The 19,237-nt window shown below is 66.5% G+C and carries 11 protein-coding genes and 1 CRISPR repeat array (1 of these 12 only partly in view); of the genes, 2 read left to right on the top strand and 9 right to left on the bottom strand.

Features of this window, described 5'->3' with window-relative positions:
- Nucleotides 1–6,402: direct repeats of the CRISPR family, unit length 29 nt; unit sequence CGGGTTATCCCCGCGCCTGCGGGGATCGG (it extends 3,520 nt beyond the left edge of the window).
- A 106-nt stretch (nt 6,403–6,508) separates the two neighbouring features.
- From cas2e to cas3, 8 genes are all read right to left on the bottom strand, one after another.
- Nucleotides 6,509–6,805: a type I-E CRISPR-associated endoribonuclease Cas2e gene (cas2e, locus tag KGQ91_RS05235; protein WP_224420453.1), complete on the bottom strand. Its 297-nt coding sequence runs from the start codon at nt 6,803–6,805 to the stop codon at nt 6,509–6,511.
- Nucleotide 6,806: 1 nt separating this feature from the next.
- The gene (gene cas1e / locus KGQ91_RS05230; protein WP_224420452.1) at nt 6,807–7,727 is read right to left on the bottom strand and encodes a type I-E CRISPR-associated endonuclease Cas1e; all 921 of its coding nucleotides are present in this window, start codon (nt 7,725–7,727) and stop codon (nt 6,807–6,809) included.
- Between the two features lie 24 nt (nt 7,728–7,751).
- Nucleotides 7,752–8,444 (bottom strand): type I-E CRISPR-associated protein Cas6/Cse3/CasE, encoded by a 693-nt coding sequence (cas6e, locus tag KGQ91_RS05225; RefSeq protein ID WP_224420451.1) that lies wholly within the window; start codon nt 8,442–8,444, stop codon nt 7,752–7,754.
- Nucleotides 8,444–9,199, bottom strand: a complete 756-nt coding sequence (gene cas5e, locus KGQ91_RS05220) for a type I-E CRISPR-associated protein Cas5/CasD (protein WP_224420450.1) — start codon at nt 9,197–9,199, stop codon at nt 8,444–8,446. The genes cas6e and cas5e overlap by 1 nt, the downstream gene beginning before the upstream one ends.
- 10 nt (nt 9,200–9,209) lie before the next feature.
- Complete coding sequence (gene cas7e / locus KGQ91_RS05215; RefSeq protein ID WP_224420449.1) at nt 9,210–10,283, bottom strand: type I-E CRISPR-associated protein Cas7/Cse4/CasC; 1,074 nt, start codon at nt 10,281–10,283, stop codon at nt 9,210–9,212.
- 29 nt (nt 10,284–10,312) lie between these two features.
- Entirely contained in the window at nt 10,313–10,960 is a 648-nt protein-coding gene (gene casB / locus KGQ91_RS05210) for a type I-E CRISPR-associated protein Cse2/CasB (protein ID WP_224421380.1), read from the bottom strand.
- A 5-nt stretch (nt 10,961–10,965) separates the two neighbouring features.
- A complete protein-coding gene (gene casA, locus KGQ91_RS05205; RefSeq protein WP_224420448.1) occupies nt 10,966–12,624 on the bottom strand; it encodes a type I-E CRISPR-associated protein Cse1/CasA in 1,659 nt (552 codons plus the stop codon).
- A gap of 327 nt (nt 12,625–12,951) precedes the next feature.
- Complete coding sequence (cas3, locus tag KGQ91_RS05200; RefSeq protein WP_224420447.1) at nt 12,952–15,639, bottom strand: CRISPR-associated helicase Cas3'; 2,688 nt, start codon at nt 15,637–15,639, stop codon at nt 12,952–12,954.
- 555 nt (nt 15,640–16,194) lie between these two features.
- On the opposite strand from cas3, the gene KGQ91_RS05195 reads away from it, so the two are divergent.
- The gene (locus KGQ91_RS05195; protein WP_224420446.1) at nt 16,195–18,090 is read left to right on the top strand and encodes a PHA/PHB synthase family protein; all 1,896 of its coding nucleotides are present in this window, start codon (nt 16,195–16,197) and stop codon (nt 18,088–18,090) included.
- A 9-nt stretch (nt 18,091–18,099) separates the two neighbouring features.
- On the opposite strand, the gene KGQ91_RS05190 is transcribed toward KGQ91_RS05195, so the two are convergent.
- The gene (locus tag KGQ91_RS05190) at nt 18,100–18,369 is read right to left on the bottom strand and encodes a hypothetical protein (RefSeq protein WP_224420445.1); all 270 of its coding nucleotides are present in this window, start codon (nt 18,367–18,369) and stop codon (nt 18,100–18,102) included.
- 172 nt (nt 18,370–18,541) lie between these two features.
- On the opposite strand from KGQ91_RS05190, the gene KGQ91_RS05185 reads away from it, so the two are divergent.
- Nucleotides 18,542–19,231, top strand: coding sequence for a hypothetical protein (locus KGQ91_RS05185; RefSeq protein WP_224420444.1), 690 nt, complete (start codon nt 18,542–18,544; stop codon nt 19,229–19,231).
- Nucleotides 19,232–19,237 lie beyond the last annotated feature (6 nt).

The raw sequence follows: 19,237 nt of genomic DNA, 5'->3' as shown, positions 1-19,237 counted from the left end.
GTACCTGAACAACGAGCGGTGGCGGGTTATCCCCGCGCCTGCGGGGATCGGTTTCGATGTCGTCGAAGTACAGGCACAAAAGCCGGGTTATCCCCGCGCCTGCGGGGATCGGTACCAGACCAGCCGATTCTTGGTGCGGATGAACGGGTTATCCCCGCGCCTGCGGGGATCGGGCATGACGGGTCGATGTGAGGAGGAGCGGGAATGGGTTATCCCCGCGCCTGCGGGGATCGGATGAGGACGATAACCGGGTTATCGCCGGTGAGCGGGTTATCCCCGCGCCTGCGGGGATCGGTCCGCCAGGATGTCGTTCAGGCAGCGGGCGTCCGGGTTATCCCCGCGCCTGCGGGGATCGGCCAGTCGTCGTCGCCGAGCATTACTTGCCGGCCGGGTTATCCCCGCGCCTGCGGGGATCGGGAGCGCAAGGCATCCGAGACCCAGCGAGGGTACGGGTTATCCCCGCGCCTGCGGGGATCGGCGCTGGGTCGCCGATCAAGCGGATCGGCTGGGCGGGTTATCCCCGCGCCTGCGGGGATCGGACACCCTTCGCCTCGTCGCGCTCATGGAGAACCGGGATATCCCCGCGCCTGCGGGGATCGGATATCGAACGTCTCAACAAAATGCATGACCTGCGGGTTATCCCCGCGCCTGCGGGGATCGGTTACTCGAAAAGGCGGCCCACTACAGCAAGCACGGGTTATCCCCGCGCCTGCGGGGATCGGGAGCCGACACCGCCGGTACGCGGCACGATGATCGGGTTATCCCCGCGCCTGCGGGGATCGGGCCCGAGGTGAGCGAGCTGTACCACGCCCTGGCGGGTTATCCCCGCGCCTGCGGGGATCGGGAGACCGGGCAGCACCACACCACCCGACTGATCGGGTTATCCCCGCGCCTGCGGGGATCGGTTGCCGCCGCCGTCGTTGGTGGTGAACCAGTGCGGGTTATCCCCGCGCCTGCGGGGATCGGGGCAGCGCCAGAGAATCCGGCGTCACCCAGTGCGGGTTATCCCCGCGCCTGCGGGGATCGGGCAGGTGCCGCTCAGCCAAACGTTCGAGGATTTCGGGTTATCCCCGCGCCTGCGGGGATCGGTCCTTGGTACTGCTCGCGGATTCGGGTCACAGCGGGTTATCCCCGCGCCTGCGGGGATCGGTCGATCGCTGAGGCGCGACAGAGCCAGGAAGCCGGGTTATCCCCGCGCCTGCGGGGATCGGTTGTTCAACACCATCTCGTTCTGTCGTGCCCCCGGGTTATCCCCGCGCCTGCGGGGATCGGACAGCGTTGGGGTTGTAGGCGTTGGCCTGGACCGGGTTATCCCCGCGCCTGCGGGGATCGGCCGACCATTCAGTGGAGCGACCACCACCCCGACGGGTTATCCCCGCGCCTGCGGGGATCGGTGCCCGGTGAAGCCGTAGACCTCGGCGGCGTCCGGGTTATCCCCGCGCCTGCGGGGATCGGATTCCTGCATTATTGGTGTTTCCTGACAATTCCGGGTTATCCCCGCGCCTGCGGGGATCGGGGGATGATGCGGGGGCCGGTGCTGATCTCCGGCGGGTTATCCCCGCGCCTGCGGGGATCGGCTGTACATCGCCACCTACGGCGAACTGCCGGGCGGGTTATCCCCGCGCCTGCGGGGATCGGTTCGACAACGCCCTGACCAACTCCAACCAGCTCGGGTTATCCCCGCGCCTGCGGGGATCGGGGCCGCTGAATAGGTGGACCTCGCGATTCGCCTGGGTTATCCCCGCGCCTGCGGGGATCGGAGTGCGGCGCATAGTTGTAGGTGATATTGATACGGGTTATCCCCGCGCCTGCGGGGATCGGCTGGCGTTGGCGGTGCAGGGGATTACGGCGACCGGGTTATCCCCGCGCCTGCGGGGATCGGTTCAACGCGAGATCCAGACCGCGAGCGGCCCCCGGGTTATCCCCGCGCCTGCGGGGATCGGACCCGCCTGCTTGCCGACATAGAACGACCGACCGGGTTATCCCCGCGCCTGCGGGGATCGGGCCATGGTGCCGATCCTCCAGCAGCTGCGCGCCGGGTTATCCCCGCGCCTGCGGGGATCGGTCGAGGTAGACCAGGGAGCGACCGCGCAGCAGCGGGTTATCCCCGCGCCTGCGGGGATCGGGGTTACTCGACCATGGATGACTGCCTGGGGGTCGGGTTATCCCCGCGCCTGCGGGGATCGGGGTATCGCTACGCGAAGCAGGTCAAGGCCGTCCGGGTTATCCCCGCGCCTGCGGGGATCGGCTGGCAAGACTTTGCGCACCATCTGGCGTGTTCGGGTTATCCCCGCGCCTGCGGGGATCGGGGCAGTTGCTAGGACGACTGGGCGTGTTATTCCGGGTTATCCCCGCGCCTGCGGGGATCGGGTGGAAGAGGCGATGGCCGACTTGGCCATCGTCGGGTTATCCCCGCGCCTGCGGGGATCGGCTGATGGGCACCGCCGACAACGTCCGCGTGCGCGGGTTATCCCCGCGCCTGCGGGGATCGGATCGTCGCCCACGCGAGATCTGCGTGGCCGGTCGGGTTATCCCCGCGCCTGCGGGGATCGGGCTGTCGAGCAGCCCGGCCCCGGCTTCTGCCACGGGTTATCCCCGCGCCTGCGGGGATCGGAGCCAAGCGGTCTATGTGCGGCAACACTCGCGCGGGTTATCCCCGCGCCTGCGGGGATCGGAAACCTTTTCGGAAGTGGGTGACGGGCGAGGTACGGGTTATCCCCGCGCCTGCGGGGATCGGCGGCCGCGACGCCATGAACATGGAGGCCAGACCGGGTTATCCCCGCGCCTGCGGGGATCGGGACACTGCCCTGACCAGCCCGGCGCGCACGGCCGGGTTATCCCCGCGCCTGCGGGGATCGGATCGACCGTCAATCCGCCGGGGTCGTCACCGGCGGGTTATCCCCGCGCCTGCGGGGATCGGTTTAACGTCGACAAGGAGGGGCAGGCCGATGTCGGGTTATCCCCGCGCCTGCGGGGATCGGACTTGTCGAGGATCCGATCGATGGCACCCTGGCGGGTTATCCCCGCGCCTGCGGGGATCGGGCGCCACAGCTGCCCGTCACGAGTAACCGCGACGGGTTATCCCCGCGCCTGCGGGGATCGGATCGTCGATGACGCCGACCGGGCCTCGAATACCGGGTTATCCCCGCGCCTGCGGGGATCGGATCCTGGAACAGCGCCGCGATGCCGCTGATCTGCGGGTTATCCCCGCGCCTGCGGGGATCGGGGCGCAGCGCCTCGGTCAGCACGAATGAGATGCTGGGTTATCCCCGCGCCTGCGGGGATCGGAGTAACGACAAGCTGGCCACCTATTCTGAGCCCGGGTTATCCCCGCGCCTGCGGGGATCGGCCGTTCTTCATCTCTCGGGCTGCGGCGAACCCCGGGTTATCCCCGCGCCTGCGGGGATCGGCTCCATCAGGATCGTCGCCTCGAGGCCCGGCACGGGTTATCCCCGCGCCTGCGGGGATCGGTTCCTGACAGAACACGGCAATGACATCATCCGCGGGTTATCCCCGCGCCTGCGGGGATCGGGACGACCTGGCCAACCGGTTCGACCTGGTCGACGGGTTATCCCCGCGCCTGCGGGGATCGGGTCGGCGCCAAGCTCCCGGAAATCCGCGACGACGGGTTATCCCCGCGCCTGCGGGGATCGGGGCATTCGCTTCAGCCGCCCGGGCGCTCTCGGCGGGTTATCCCCGCGCCTGCGGGGATCGGGCGCGGTGCTTGGCGACGCGCTGGTATGTGGACGGGTTATCCCCGCGCCTGCGGGGATCGGGCGATCAAGGATGCTGCCAAGGCTGCCCGTGCGGGGTTATCCCCGCGCCTGCGGGGATCGGCGGTTGGCGATCAGCGTCAGCCGGCGGGTGCGCGGGTTATCCCCGCGCCTGCGGGGATCGGCTCGCCCGGCTGGAGGCCAAGGAACGTCGGCGCGGGTTATCCCCGCGCCTGCGGGGATCGGTTGGCGTTGTCGCCGCTGCCGGCGAGGACGATCGGGTTATCCCCGCGCCTGCGGGGATCGGTGGACCATCGCCCCGGTCAGCCGCGGGGTCAACGGGTTATCCCCGCGCCTGCGGGGATCGGTAATGAGAGCCGGTTTTCGTGTCCTTTTCGGCCGGGTTATCCCCGCGCCTGCGGGGATCGGTACACGCCGGTGCCGCCCCTGGAGGACCTGGGCGGGTTATCCCCGCGCCTGCGGGGATCGGCTCGTCGACGTACTCGCGGGCTCGGCGCTGGGCGGGTTATCCCCGCGCCTGCGGGGATCGGTCGATCTCCAGCACCTCGGCACCGTGAAGAAACGGGTTATCCCCGCGCCTGCGGGGATCGGTGGGCGGTGGTGATGAAACCGGGACGCGACGCCGGGTTATCCCCGCGCCTGCGGGGATCGGGTCGTGGTCTCCGCCCTCATGACAGGGATCGGCGGGTTATCCCCGCGCCTGCGGGGATCGGATGATCAGGTCCTCGGGGTGCATGCCGCTCGTCGGGTTATCCCCGCGCCTGCGGGGATCGGCTGAGCGACGTCATTGGGCGCCTTGCATGTCGCGGGTTATCCCCGCGCCTGCGGGGATCGGTAGCGGTTGCGCAGGTCGATCAAGGCGGCGTCCGGGTTATCCCCGCGCCTGCGGGGATCGGGACCGTGCGCACCACCGCCACCAGCTCGCGCGGGGGTTATCCCCGCGCCTGCGGGGATCGGGGCACGATGGCCAAGTCGAGGGGGTTTGCGGGCGGGTTATCCCCGCGCCTGCGGGGATCGGCGGTTGCCGGTGCCCAGCCAGCGGCCGGGATGCGGGTTATCCCCGCGCCTGCGGGGATCGGGGCGGTCGGTCTATTTCGACGCCGCGGCGGTGCGGGTTATCCCCGCGCCTGCGGGGATCGGGAGCATACGCGCGGGATGTTTGCCGATGGCCCCGGGTTATCCCCGCGCCTGCGGGGATCGGGCCCTGGTGGTCAGCTCGGGGAAGGCGCCGACCGGGTTATCCCCGCGCCTGCGGGGATCGGCCGAGGCAGACCAGGAATTGCATCGACACGGCCGGGTTATCCCCGCGCCTGCGGGGATCGGGCGCGCGGCGCCGGCTTCAACGTCGCCAGCATCGGGTTATCCCCGCGCCTGCGGGGATCGGCCGCTGACCACCTGGGAGCAGATCGTCTGGGACGGGTTATCCCCGCGCCTGCGGGGATCGGGCATCCACCACGACCCGGCCAAAGCGCCGGGTCGGGTTATCCCCGCGCCTGCGGGGATCGGCTCGACTGCGCCAGCCGCAAGCACTTCTTGATCGGGTTATCCCCGCGCCTGCGGGGATCGGCCGCAGGAACGCGACACGAATGTGCCGTCGGGCGGGTTATCCCCGCGCCTGCGGGGATCGGTTCTCCATGCGCGGCGCCGAGGTCTTCATGCGCGGGTTATCCCCGCGCCTGCGGGGATCGGACCGATCTTTCTCGTAGGCTGCAGCAGTAGTTCGGGTTATCCCCGCGCCTGCGGGGATCGGGTCCTGGTAGTGGTTGATCATGGTGGCGGTCTCCGGGTTATCCCCGCGCCTGCGGGGATCGGCGCTGCTGCTGCGCGATGTCGTCGAGCACCTGCGGGTTATCCCCGCGCCTGCGGGGATCGGGATCCAATACGGAGTTGGAAGAACTGCCCAGCCGGGTTATCCCCGCGCCTGCGGGGATCGGTGACCGGGGTCCTGGTACGTTCCTGGGTCACCCGGGTTATCCCCGCGCCTGCGGGGATCGGATGACGTTGACCTGGGCGCCCCGCGGCAGATCCGGGTTATCCCCGCGCCTGCGGGGATCGGTTCGCGACGCGACCCGCGCCGAGCGCGATGAGCGGGTTATCCCCGCGCCTGCGGGGATCGGATACGTGCAGCAGGCGTAATTGAGGACAGGAACGGGTTATCCCCGCGCCTGCGGGGATCGGATGTCGCCGCGACGATAGGCCTCGCTGATGTCCGGGTTATCCCCGCGCCTGCGGGGATCGGACACCGGCAGTGTGGGCTTGATCGGTCAATTCCGGGTTATCCCCGCGCCTGCGGGGATCGGGGCCTGTAACGATCACGGCAGCAGCGGCAGTGCGGGTTATCCCCGCGCCTGCGGGGATCGGGCATCGGACCACGGCATGACACATGCCGTGTTCGGGTTATCCCCGCGCCTGCGGGGATCGGTCGCCGCCCTGGATGCCCCACGGCCGGTGGATCGGGTTATCCCCGCGCCTGCGGGGATCGGGCGCCGTCAGCTGGCCATCGAGACCGGGGCGACCGGGTTATCCCCGCGCCTGCGGGGATCGGGCACTCGTCCTGAAGCCGCCCCGCCAGGCTCAGCGGGTTATCCCCGCGCCTGCGGGGATCGGGAGAACAGCAGCAGCAACGCGTGGAACACGAACGGGTTATCCCCGCGCCTGCGGGGATCGGACTAATTGTAGCCACTTGTTTATAATGAAGAAAATCACCAGCGGGGTTTCCACCAGCGATTTTGATCACTTTTTGACCAGACTGCATTGTTAAAGAGCCTTAAAAATCAGCTAGTTGGCTCTGGCGGTAAAAAACGCACCAAGCGCAGGCCATCATGATCAACGGGTTCACGACGGTTGGTACCATAAGTCTGGAACTCGAAGCCGGACTCATGATTGCTCGCCCAGGCCATGGCGACATTGCCTTCCTCGCCCAGGGCTTCGATCTGCTCCCAGATCATTTCGCGAATCCGCTTGCTGACATCGCCCACGTAGACGCCGGCACGAATCTCTAGCAGCCAGACGGCCAGGCGCCCGCGCAGGCGTGGTGGAACCGCTTCGGTCACGACGACAACCATTGCCATATCACTTACTCCGATGCCCGCTATCGCCGATCGATTCCGGCTCGGGGATCGCCGGCGGTACCGCTTCCGGAGCGGGAGGCGGCGGCTCGATCTCGCCGGCTGCCAATACCTCCTCGATCATCGGTATCAGCCGCTGTAACAGCCGTGTCTGCTTGAAGGCATCTCGACAGGCGATTCGCACTTCCCTTTCCGGCATCGGCGGATTGCGTGCCGCGACACGGAAGGCCGCCGGAACCACGGTCTCGAACTTGACGATATCGGCGATATCGTAGACGAAACTCAACGGCTTGCCGGTATGCAGGAAACCGATCGCCGGTGCATAGCCCGCCGCCAGAACCGCCGCTTCGGTGATGCCATAGAGACAGGCCGTCGCGGCAGACAAGCACTGATTCGCGACGTCCGATGCATCCCATTGCGTCGGATCGTAGCGCCGCCCCTGCCACTTGAGTCCATATTGCTTGGCGAGTAGCTGGTAGGTCTTGCGAACCCGGGCGCCTTCCATGCCCCGAAGTTGCTCGACGCTGCGCCTCGAGGGAGGTGGTTCGCCGAACCGCAGCTCGAACATCTTGCGAACCACCTTCAGACGCAGCGTGTCATCCAGTGCCAACTGCGCCTGATAGAGCAGCTTGTCGGAGCGAGCCCCACCCGGCTGGCCGGCGCTGTAGAGCCGCACGCCGGCATCGCCGACCCAGATCAGCAATGTTCCCACCACCGAGGCCAGCTTCACGGCAGCGTGGGAGACCCGAGTACCGGGCTCGAGAAGCAGGCAGGCAACCGAACCGACGGGAATATGCATGCGCTCGCCGTTGACCTCGTCGATGACGACGAAAGCGCCATCGCGCACATCGATCTGCCCCATGCCGACGAAGATCATCGACATGCGATCCTTCTCGGGGATCGGCTTGAGCGGAATGAACCCCATCCTGCACTCCTTGTCCGCTATCGGTCAGGGACGACGCAACAGCATCAGGCCACAGCCAAAGGCCTTGGCTCGTCCGACACCCTGCGCCAGAGTCTCGATCAACCGGCCGGAATCCGTGACCTCCAGCAGGCCTTCATAGTCGACGCTGGAAAACCGGATGGGGCGGCCCTTGTCCTTCGATAACGCATGCTGACGATAGGCCCCCACTTCAGGCGACATCGGTAAACGGAATCCCCAGGACTCGGCACGCTCTGTCAGCCACTCGCGAGCGGCCGCATCCATCGCCTCGACACAGGCCTGGCTTTTCCTCTGGCCGCCGGCCTCGAAGGGATACTTGGCGGCCATCAGCACGTCGGCACGCTGTCCCCGCTTGCCTGATACTGACTTGGCCACTGTAGGATTCGCCCGCAGGCGAAAGGCAAGCCGCTCCCCGGGTTCCAGCACCGGGGAAAACGGCTTGCACTGTGCCTCCAGCAGCCCGGCAATCGGCACCGGCTCTCGCTCGGAGAGCACATAGAACAGCGGCAACCCCCGCGGCGCGCCTCCGTCTTCGGATTCCTCCATTTCCTGACGAAACAGGAATGGCCGAGGTCCCTGATATTCAGGGAACAGTCGCCACAGCAATTGGTGGGCGGCATAGGCCCTGCCATCCATGATGTCGAACAAGGCCCCTCGGGACAGGCCGTTGAGGTCGACTCGCACTCGAGAAAGGTACATCAGTGCTCCTCCCGTGCCCGGACCACGCGGCGATATTCGGTACGCGGTCCGAACTGCCAGCGGCGGCGATTGAGCGGCATATCCCAGGACTCACTGGACTCCACACCCTGGCCATTGCCATCCAGGTCCCTGGCATCGCCTTCCCAGGCATAGAGCGCGTTATCCGGCAGCCGCAACGCGCGGCGCTCCTCTTCGGCGTTTCTCCCGCACAGCGGCGTAAAGTCGACATCCAAGGCATCGCGTAGCCGAGAAAACGCCTCGCGCCGCGGTGCGAGCGGTGCCCCCGGCGGACAGGCCTTGCGTCCCAGATAGAGCGGGAAGTGCGGCGCCTTGAGCGCCTGTTCCAACGCCTCGAGCGTCAACTCGGCCTGTGGTGTCAGCCAGACGGCGACGGTCCACAGCCCGTCGCAGCGATAGTCACGGCTGGAAAGAATGGTATTGATGACTTTCTTCGGGGCGCTCAACTCGTCCCGTCGAGTGCGATAGGTCACCCTGGACTGCGATGCCGGCACCTGCACGGTGTGGTAATCGCGCAGCAGGATGCCGGGGGAGCGCTGCTTGATGGCGATGCCGATGCTATCGCGCAGCCGACGCTGCCCCTCGTCATCATCCCGGCGCACGCCCAGCGCCGCGCCGAGCAATCCGACAATGGCACTGCGTCCGGGATAGGTGGCGGTGGGGCGCGACTCGCCCACGGCCGCCTCGCCCCAACTGGCGAGCGGCGCATAGAGTCGAAAGACCAGATACTCCGTCATGACGACTCCTTCAGTGATCCCGATTGAGAAAGTCAATCAGCTCGGCAAGACTGCCCTTGAGCACGCCACCGGACAGCTGCGGTTCCCGATAGTCGGGATCGGCCGCCACGACGAAACGCTGCTCGGCGCCGGCCCCATAGGCATCATCGAAGGCCTGAGCCTGGCGCTCCAGCCGGCCGATGGCATCCAGCGCCTGATCCTGACCGGCCACGGGGCGCAGGAAAGCCGGCGCCAGCGAGCGCGGCTGCTGATCACCCTTTTCGGCGAGCACATAGCTGGCATGGGCCCGGGAACCGAAGCTGTTCTGCTTGCCCTTGGGCGAGGTCTTCACGGCGGCCTCGGCCAGGGCCGCGATGGCCCGGTCGGCCAGTTCCTCTTCGCCGCCCAGGTTTTCGATCAGCTGCCGGCGGTCGATGCACACGTAGCTGTAGAACAGGCCCGCACCGAAACCGGCCTCGCCGACATGCGCCGCCCCGCGATGCTCGTCGCCGGTGTTCAGATCATCCACCGCCGTGAAATAGTCGTCCTCGACCTCGGCGGCATGCACGGTAATGGCATGGGCGACCTGACAGGCAGCCTCGACATTGAAGGCCGGCGACGCCGCCAGCATGCGGCCGAACAGTGCGATATCCACGGCCGAGGGCTTGTGCCGCAGCAGATTCAGGTCTTCCTTCTCCGGCGCGCGGTTCTCCGCAGCCAGCGTCTCGACCAGGGCGTCGACCGCCGCCTGCTCCTCGGGGCCGACATGGACCAGCTGACTGGTTTCCAGCTCGCCCTTGGCCACATCGCCGAAGACCTTGGCGATCTCTGTGGCCCAGGCGCGGGCATCCTTCTCTTTCACGTCTTTTTCCTGCAGGCGCTTGGCGGCCTGGACGCCCACCAGCTTGGTGCGCATGCCACGATGCTGGCCCACGGCCTCCTCGAACAGCGCCGATGTCCGCCAGGTCCGCTTCAAGCTCTGCGACGAGACACGCAGGCGCTTGGCACCGCCCATGATTGCAGTCTTGGGTCGTCCCAGGTCATCGCGATTGAGGTTGGCCGGCGGGTAGGCAGTCAGCAGGTGCAGTTGGATGAAATGGCTCATGGGGTTGGCTCCCTGACGTGGTTGACGAATCACTGGTTGTCTTGTCGATAGGCGGTCGTGGCGCCGAAGTAGTCGTTGGCCCAGATAAAGCCCAGACGCCTGGTAGGCTTGGGTGCGACATCGCCCTGATATTCACGCCACCACAGCGCGATGTTGTCGGCCAGGTGGACGGCGCTGACGCCACGCTTGTCGATCAGCGCCAAGGCCCGGCGCAGACGCTGCACCAGCTCCTCCGGAGTGCGCGAGGTCATCAGCTGCTGAAAGCGCAGTTCGCTCATGAACGGCTTGCCAGTCTCGCGCTTCTGTTGGCCGAGAGCGGCTCCCAAGGGCATTCTGGGCGCATCCTCGCGAAGTTCTGCCACCACCAGGGCGATACAGGACCAGGCCTGAAGCCGCTGATTGCGCCGCCACTCGGGCTCACCCCCCTCATCCGGCAACTGCTGCCATAGATGGCGAAACGCCTCCGTCAGCATCGCCGCTTCGATGGTGTCGCAGCGACGCAGCGTCGCCCGTAGGCCCTTGGGCCAGGGCGGCGCATCGGTATGGGTTTTCAGCGTTTCTGCCGGCAGCGTCAGCCGCTGCCACCAACGCCGTAGAACATCAGCCTCCCTGCGCTCGATGGCATGCAGCCACTCGGGCACGCGCGGCGGTGCCTCTGCTGTGGGTGCGAGTTGCATTTCACTCACGACACGGTCTCCTCGGTAGCTGCCGGCTCGGCGGTTAATGAAAATCCACCTATCTCGGCAAATTGACGAATGACCTTGCTGTCCTTGCTGCGCCCGGCCAGGAAGCCTTGCAGCTGGCGTCGCGCCGCGGTTGCGCGCTTCAGGTCTGCCGCTTCCAGGGCGCCGCTCAGGGCCTGCTCCTCGAATAGCGCCATGCCCTCGCGCTTGAGCGTGAGATACCATCGCTCGGCCACCTCGGAAGGCAGGTCCGAGGCATCGTCAGCGGCTGACAAGATTTCCTGGAAGTTCCGCAGGGCATGAAAGAAGGCACCTTGAGTCGCGTCATAGAACGCGAGATCGATATGGCTCATATCGCCCTTGGCTTCGGAAGGCCGATCGAACCAGGCATTCTTGACCTGGGTGCGTACCCTCCAGGCGACCTGCCGAGCCAGGTCGGTGAGCTGCTGAACCCAGGCGCGCAGCCGCTCCTGCTGGGCGGGAGGCACCGCGACCAGCGGCATCTCGACGTTGTACCAGCCGCGCGGCTTCATTTTCTCCAGGTCATAACCGAAGACCCAAAGCCGCACATGCTTGGGTAGCGCGGCGATTTCCTCCCCGAAACGACGCTCCTCGTCAACAATCCGCACCTTTTCGGATACATAGTCCTGCACCACCAATGCAGGCAGCGCGCCGCTGCCGTCGGCATCGTGCAGCACCAGATTCGACCAGTGCTGATAGCCCAGGCCGTCGGGCTGCCCCTTGATGGACAACGGCGGTTCGTTGGGTTTCTTGGGGTCGCGCCGGTAGGGCGTCAGCGGGTGAAGCCAGGGCCCGTCATAGTTAGCCCCATAGTTTTTAGACTTGATCCGACGCACGGTGCGGCTTTCCATTTCCCCACATATGTCGCAATAGCGGCCTTCCGCTTCAAAGATCAGTCGGAAGCGTCTCGGCATGGACCAGAAGGGATGTAACGGATGCGTATTCTCGGGGAAAATTTCCGAGCCCTTATTCTCACTGACCCGGGTGGGTCCCATCCAAAAAAACAGGTCAGCATTGTCAGAACTTGGCTTTTTCCAAGCCTGGCCAGGCCGGATTATTTTTTGGCTGACTGTCACATTCATCCACAGCCTAACCCATAGCTTTTCCTCGGGGTGATCAGGCATAACCAGCGTGGTTAAAGGCCCACCACCCCTCAACCCCACCCGATGACCACGCCCCCCGGATGGGGCATTGGCCTGGATATTGAATAAAGCCAATGCTGAGCATTTCCCGCAAAGGGCATCTACCGTACCTGGTTTCACAAAGTGGGTTGCTGGAGAGTCGATCAACAACCCACTCACGGAGCTTGAGTCAGTGCCTTCGAGCGGATCGAGATCCTGCATGAAGCGCGGCCCGTCACCGTCCAGCTCGAAGGCATCGCTGAAAGGCGCGAAGGCGGCCTCTAGATCGGCGACGCTGGGAGGCTCGAGAAAGCGGTCCAGCCAGTCGCCGTGATCCTGCGGCGGCAGCGCGGTCTGCAGCAGGCCGATCAGGAACTGGTAGGCGGCACCCTGGAAATCGGCCCGCGGCAGGGCGAGATCGACGATCTCGGGATCAGCCACCGCGCTGGGCGGCCGGTAGTCGATGGCACCGTCCCTGGTACGGAAAGGCAGCCAAGGGTCATTGAGCAGGTTCATTACCTCTTTCCCCCTCTTTTGATGAGGCCAAGAATCACTCGCGGGATAGAGAAACAGACAGCCTTCACGGCGATACTCACCCAGTCCCATTCGGCAATCTTCCATAACGCTTCCTCAAGCCAGCCCCGCACGAACGCACCTCCTCATCAGCAAATGGCAGCCAAAGGGTAGCTTCAGGCTCAGCATCAATCAATAAGGTATTAGCTCAAACATATATTTAGACATCCAGCCCAAGGCAATGAGATGATCTGTTCCGCTCCCTACCCACGTGGGGATAAGCCGGTATTGGCTCATACGCCAGACTCATGCGTTACTTCGTTCCCCGCATCAGCGGGGATTTTCACCGTCCCTCGAAAACCTCACTCCCCACCGGGCGTCATAGCCGCAGCCGGTATCGGCCTCGACCAGCCAGGGCCGCGTGAAACGCAGCGCCTTGTCGCGTTCCTGAAGCGCTTCCCACTGGAGTTGGTCCCCGGCCGGCAGGTCCGCCAGCTTCTCCGCCTGGCTCTGGCGTAGCTTGACCTGACTGAGCATGGCGGCGTGGCGCTCGTCCTCGGCCCACAGCGCCAGTTCGCCATCGGTCGAACGCTTGAGCAGCACGACGTTGAGCGACGGTTCGTCGACCAACCGGGTACCGATCTCCAGCTCCTCCTGCCACTGGTCGACTTCCGGCTGGCGAAGATAGCCCTGCTCAAGCGACAGGGCGTTGAAGTTGGCCATCGAGACGGCCACGCCCTGCATGCCGCGCTGCTCCCACCGCGCCTCCTGCAGGCCATCCGGCACCAGGTCAGTAACCGGGCCGTAAACGCCCTCGATCAGCGACCGCGCCTCGTCGGGCATGCGGATCGCGCCCAGTTCGCGCAGCACGCGCTGAGTCAGCCAGAGCAGGGAGGTGTCGCGATAGACCGCCTGAGTGCCCGGCAGAGAACGCTTCAGCCACTGGCCATCCGGTTCATCGCTCCATTCGGGCGCCAGCACGGACAGCAGCGGTGCGCGACGCGGGCCGCGCACATGGCGCTGCAGGCGTCCAGCACGCTGAATCAGCAGGTCGATAGGCGCCAGGTCGCTGATCATGAAGTCCACGTCACAGTCGAGGGATTCCTGGAAGACCTGAGTACTTACAAGGACTTGGCCATGACGCTGGTCGGGGGTGGAGGCCTTCCCCAGCCGCTCGATGACATCCGACTCGATACGTTGGCGGTCGAGCATGGCGAAGCGACTGTGAAACAGCAGGCAGCGCTCGGGGGCGGGATGGCGTTGGCGGAGTTGCTCGTAGGCACGAATAGCGTCGTCTACGGTATTGCGCACCCAGGCGACACACTCGCCCACCTCGACGGCCGCCATCACGGCATCGAGCGCCTGTTCTTCGGATGCCAGCCAGTCGATGCCGACCTCACGCGATACTTCCGGGCGCGTGGCCAGCGGGGTCTCGCGCTCCAGACCGTCGCCAACCTGGGTCAACAGCGGGAATGCATCGTTCTGCAGCGAGGCCGGTGCCTGCCCCAACCCTTCACGCCATGCCGCGGCCAGCGCCTCGCGCATGGCACGCGGCATGGTGGCCGTCAGCAGGATGGCGCTGCCGCCCTGACGCGCATGATGGGCCAGCAGCTGGTTGAGCAGGGTCTGCATGTAGTGGTCGTAGGCGTGCACCTCGTCGACGATCAGCACCTTGCGGGCCAGGCCATAGAGGCGCAGCGACTGGTGCCGAAACGGCAGCAGCCCCATCAGTGCCTGATCGATGGTGCCGACGCCCACATCGGCCAGCAGCGACTTCTTGCGGGAATCGGCCAGCCAGCGGTTGCAGCGCGTGGTGGCCGTCATGTCGTCGGCGGCGTAATCACGATCTCCCGGCTGCTCGGCGGCGATGGCCTGCATGAAGGTATCGTTGAGCTCGCGGGCACCATGTGCCAGCACGCAGGAGGGATGCGACGCCTCGGCGTAGAAATGCCAATGCAGATGGCCGAGACGCTCGTACATGGCGTTGGAGGTTGCCATGGTCGGCAATGCGAAATAGAGCCCTTCGCCGTGGCCCGCTGCCAGCAGACGCTGGGCGAGGATACAGGCTGCCTCGGTCTTGCCGGCACCGGTCACGTCCTCGAGGACGAAGAGCTGCGGACCATCGCCGAGAACCAGGGTCTCGGCCTCCCGCTGCAGGGGAGTCGGTGTGACCGACCGGCCGCCGAACCAGCTGGCCAGTCCGGCGTAGGGTATCGGCTCGGGAGGGTGAGCAAATCCCGTCTCGGCCAGCGCTCGTTCGGCCCGCTCGAGTGCCATGGGCCAGTATTTGGCCAGCGGCATCGGATTCTGGCAGTAGGTGAAATGATCTCGGTTGGAGCCCAGCCAGTCGCTCAAGGTGGCCCAGCCGGCAATCGTCCAGCTCACCGACAGAAAGGCTTCCCGCCACTGGGGAGCAACCAGCTTGTCGACCGGCCAATTGAACCCGATCAGGGCGGCCCAGTCGGCAACAAACTGTCGTGCCGCCTGAACATCATCGGCAATATCACCGCTGCCAAAGAACCGGGAAAGATCCAGCCGGCCAGCCTCCACCGGCAGGCCATGATGGCCGAACATCGGCGCCAGCAAGGCACGCAGGGTTTCACCCAACTGGCGACGCTCGTGTCGCGGTGGCAACTCTCCAGCCCCTCCCAGAGTGCCGTCCTGCCACCACTCGATCCAGCACGTCTGCCACAGCAGGGCACCCAGCCGGTCATGCCGTTCGGTATAGACCAGTCGCTCGATCGGTGGTACCAACTCGACACCTTCGGGCCGGGCCAGTCCCTGGAAGGCGCGAGCGAACTTGCCGAGGTCGTGAAGGCCCAGCAGGAAGACGAAGAAACGCCGCAGCGCCTCGGGCGGCATATCGAGCCGGGCCGCCAGCCGCTGGGTCAAGGGACGCTCGGGGGCGAGCAGGTACCACCCGACGGCGGCCACGTCCAGACTGTGATAGGGCAGAAGGTGGCACTGCGCACCTGCGCCGTCAGGCCGGGCCTTGCCCCAGTACAGATAGTAATACATATGGGCTAATCCGAATTAAGATTAACCCAATAAAGCAGAACCACTGTTCTCATTCCAGAAGTAGGGCAAATAATCAGTCAACTTTTCAGGCTGCCTTGATCTCGATGATCTACCTGTAATCCCGGGCTTACATCCCCTGTCAGAAATCGATGACGAGCCCCCAAGTCAGCCGATGGGTTATTGAATTCCCGAGACATTGGTGCCGAAACCCAGGGCTCTCGCCCCAATAATAAGAAAGAAGCATATCGTCAATTTCATGATTCTTAACGATGTCAAAAACGCCTCTTCCGCCAAGTTTCGGCGCAGCGGTGCGGGATATCGTCCAAGTATCTCCTTTCCCGCCCCCCTGAACATGACCGGCCCCGGCGAACCTCTCCCTGCACTCGCGCGTCATAGCCACTATGGTTGAAAGGTGCGTCAGCAAGGCAATCAAGGGAGGTTCATTCACGACGCGTGGCCGCGGGACCGGCGAGGCGAAGGCCGGCACGGCGCCATCGGCGCCCGAGCCGCCCACCGCCGGGTTCTGCGGCCCGTGCACGCGACAGGGAGACCGCCATGGCGACGAACGATTCGACCACGTCAGCCCAGACAGCCAGGGACGGGGCACAGCCCGCGCCGGACTACGGGCGACGGCCGCTCGCCCCCACCGCCGATGCCGTCGACGAACCGGCATCCGCGTCCGCCACCGGCGACGCCGACGCGGCCGATGCAGCGCATGAGCCGGCATCCACCGACGATCCGTTCACGGCCTGGAACCGGCAGACCCACGCCGCCATCGCCCGGCTGACCGCCGGCCTCTCGCCGGCGTCGATCCTGCAGGCCTACGGCGACTGGTGGACCCACCTGCTGCTGTCGCCGGGCAAGCAGGCCCAGCTGGCCCTCGCGACCCAGCGCGGCGCGGCACGGCTGACCGACTACGCATCCCGGGCCTGGGGCACGAGCGACTGCGAGCACTGCATCGAACCGGCAGAGCGCGACGACCGCTTCGACGAGCCGGAGTGGCAGCACTGGCCCTTCAATCTGCTGCATCAGGGCTTCCTGCTGACCGAGCAATGGTGGGACGATGCCATGTCCGGGGTGCCGGGGGTGACGCCGCATCACGAGGCGGTGGCCAACTTCATCACCCGCCAGGTGCTGGACCTGTTCTCGCCTGCCAATACCCCGCTGACCAACCCCGCGGTACTGTCGCGCACCGCCGAACGGGGCGGGCGCAATCTGGTGGAGGGCGCCCGGCACGCCTGGGAGGACGCCTCGCGCTTCGCCGCGCATCGCCCGCCGGTCGGCGCCGAGCGCTACACTCCCGGCGAGGCGGTGGCGGTCACGCCCGGCCAGGTGGTCTACCGCAACCGGCTGATCGAACTGATCCAGTACCGGCCGACCACCGAACGGGTCCACGCCGAGCCGCTGCTGATCGTGCCGGCCTGGATCATGAAGTACTACATCCTCGACCTGTCGCCCGAGAACTCGCTGGTGCGCTGGCTGGTCGACCAGGGTCACACGGTGTTCATGGTGTCGTGGAAGAACCCCGGCGAGGCGGAGCGTGACCTGGGCCTCGAGGACTATCGCCGGCTCGGGGTGATGGCGGCGCTCGACGCCGTCAACGCCATCGTGCCCTCGCGGAAGGTCCATGCCGTCGGCTACTGCCTGGGCGGCACCCTGCTGTCGATCGCCGCGGCGGCGATGGCCCGCGACGGCGACGAGCGCCTGGCCAGCCTGACCCTGCTCGCCAGCCTCACCGACTTCGCCGAGGCCGGGGAGCTGGAGCTGTTCATCGACGACAGCCAGGTGCACTTCCTCGAGGACACCATGCGCGAGCAGGGCTACCTGGAGGACTGGCAGATGAAGGGCGCCTTCCAGCTGCTGCAGTCCGACGACCTGATCTGGTCGCGGCTGGTGCGCGAGTACCTGATGGGCGAGCGCCAGCCGACCTTCGACCTGATGGCGTGGAGCACCGACGGCACCCGCATGCCCTATCGCATGCACTCCCAATACCTGCGCCGGCTCTACCTCGACAACGCGCTCTCCCGCGGGCGCTATCGCGCCGACGGCCAGCCGGTGCTGCTCGGCGACATCCGCGTCCCCGGCTTCGTCGTCGCCACCCGCAAGGATCACATCTCGCCGTGGCGCTCGGTCTATCGCAACCAGTCCTACCTCGGCGGCGACGTCACCTTCCTGCTCACCAGCGGCGGCCATAACGCCGGGGTGGTGAGCGAACCCGGCCATCACCACCGGGTCTACCAGGTCGCCGACAAGCCGGCCACGGCCACTCGGGTCAGCGCCGAGACCTGGCGCGAGCAGGTCGCCGAGCGATCCGGCTCGTGGTGGCCGGAATGGCAGGCCTGGCTGCACCAGCACTCCGGCGCCCGGGTCACACCGCCGCCGCTGGGCAAGCCGGACGCGGGCTATCCGCCGCTGGGCGAGGCCCCGGGAGACTACGTGCTCGAGCGCTGAGCCATGCGGTCAAGCGTTCACCGGGGGCGTCTCGCCGACCGGCAGCCGGTCGTCGAGCTCGCCCTTGAGATACTGCTCGGTGGTCAGCAGGAACAGTCGGCAGAACAGCCGATGCACGGCGCGCTCGCGCGCCAGGGCCAGCAGGTCCGGATCGGCGACCTCGCCACCGGCAGGCCGTCGCGGATACTCCCAGGCCAGCCGCACGCTGCCGGAGCTGGCGTCGAGGATTTCCAGGCAGGGGTTGGCACCGTGCAGGGTGCTGTGGATGCGATAGGACATGGGGTTCTCCGCCGGCTTCTACAATTGATAATGATTCTCATTAACTATGATAGAATCTAGGCGCCGCACCATCGCCTGTCAACACCGGTACCGGCCCGCGATCCCCTATACTCCAGAGGCTTGCCGGCGGGACGCCCGCCGCGCTCCGGATCCACGCTGACAGGGAGCCCCCATGTCTCGCCTTGCCCGTTTCGCCCGAGTCGTCGCGCTCGGGGCACTGGGACTCATCGCCATCCCGGCGCTGGCCCAGCCGGCCCCGGCCGACGCCGAATGGAATGCCTATCTCGACGCCCTCGAGGGCGGGGCGCAGCAGGCCACGCTGTGGCGCTACGGCTGGGGCGGGATCTACGCCGCCAGCCTGGCCGACAACGCCTACCAGGCCAGCGAGGCCGACGGTGCCGATGACCGCTTCGACGCTCGGGTGGGCGGCATCAAGTCGGCGCTGGCGCTGGCCGGGGTGATCACCGAGGCGCAGCCCCACCCGGCCGCCTACCGGCGCCTGCAGACCCTGGCCGAACACCGCGACGCGGCCCACCTGGCCGAGGCCCGCGCGCTGATGCGCGCCACCGCCGCCGAGGAGCGCCGGCGCCGGGCCTGGCGGGCACGGCTGAGTTCACTGGTCATCAATACCCTGGGCGGACTGGCGATCGGCGTCGGCGACGACCGCCCGCGCGACGGCGCGGTCAGCTTCGCCACCGGCATGCTGGTCGGCGAGATCCAGCTGAGAACCCAGCCGGGCCAGGCCGGGGTGGCGCTCAACCGCTTTCAGCCGGCCCGCTTGACGCTGGGTGGCGTGAATCTCGAGTACCAGTACGCCTGGACGCTCGCGCCCGACCGGGTGGGGGTGCAGATTCGCTACTGATCCCGG

Origin of the sequence: Modicisalibacter tunisiensis (genome assembly GCF_020148005.1) — a bacterium.
Classification (GTDB): Bacteria; Pseudomonadota; Gammaproteobacteria; order Pseudomonadales; family Halomonadaceae; genus Modicisalibacter; species Modicisalibacter tunisiensis.
Note: the sequence above shows the minus strand (reverse complement) of the source record. Positions and strands in the feature narration are given on the sequence as shown.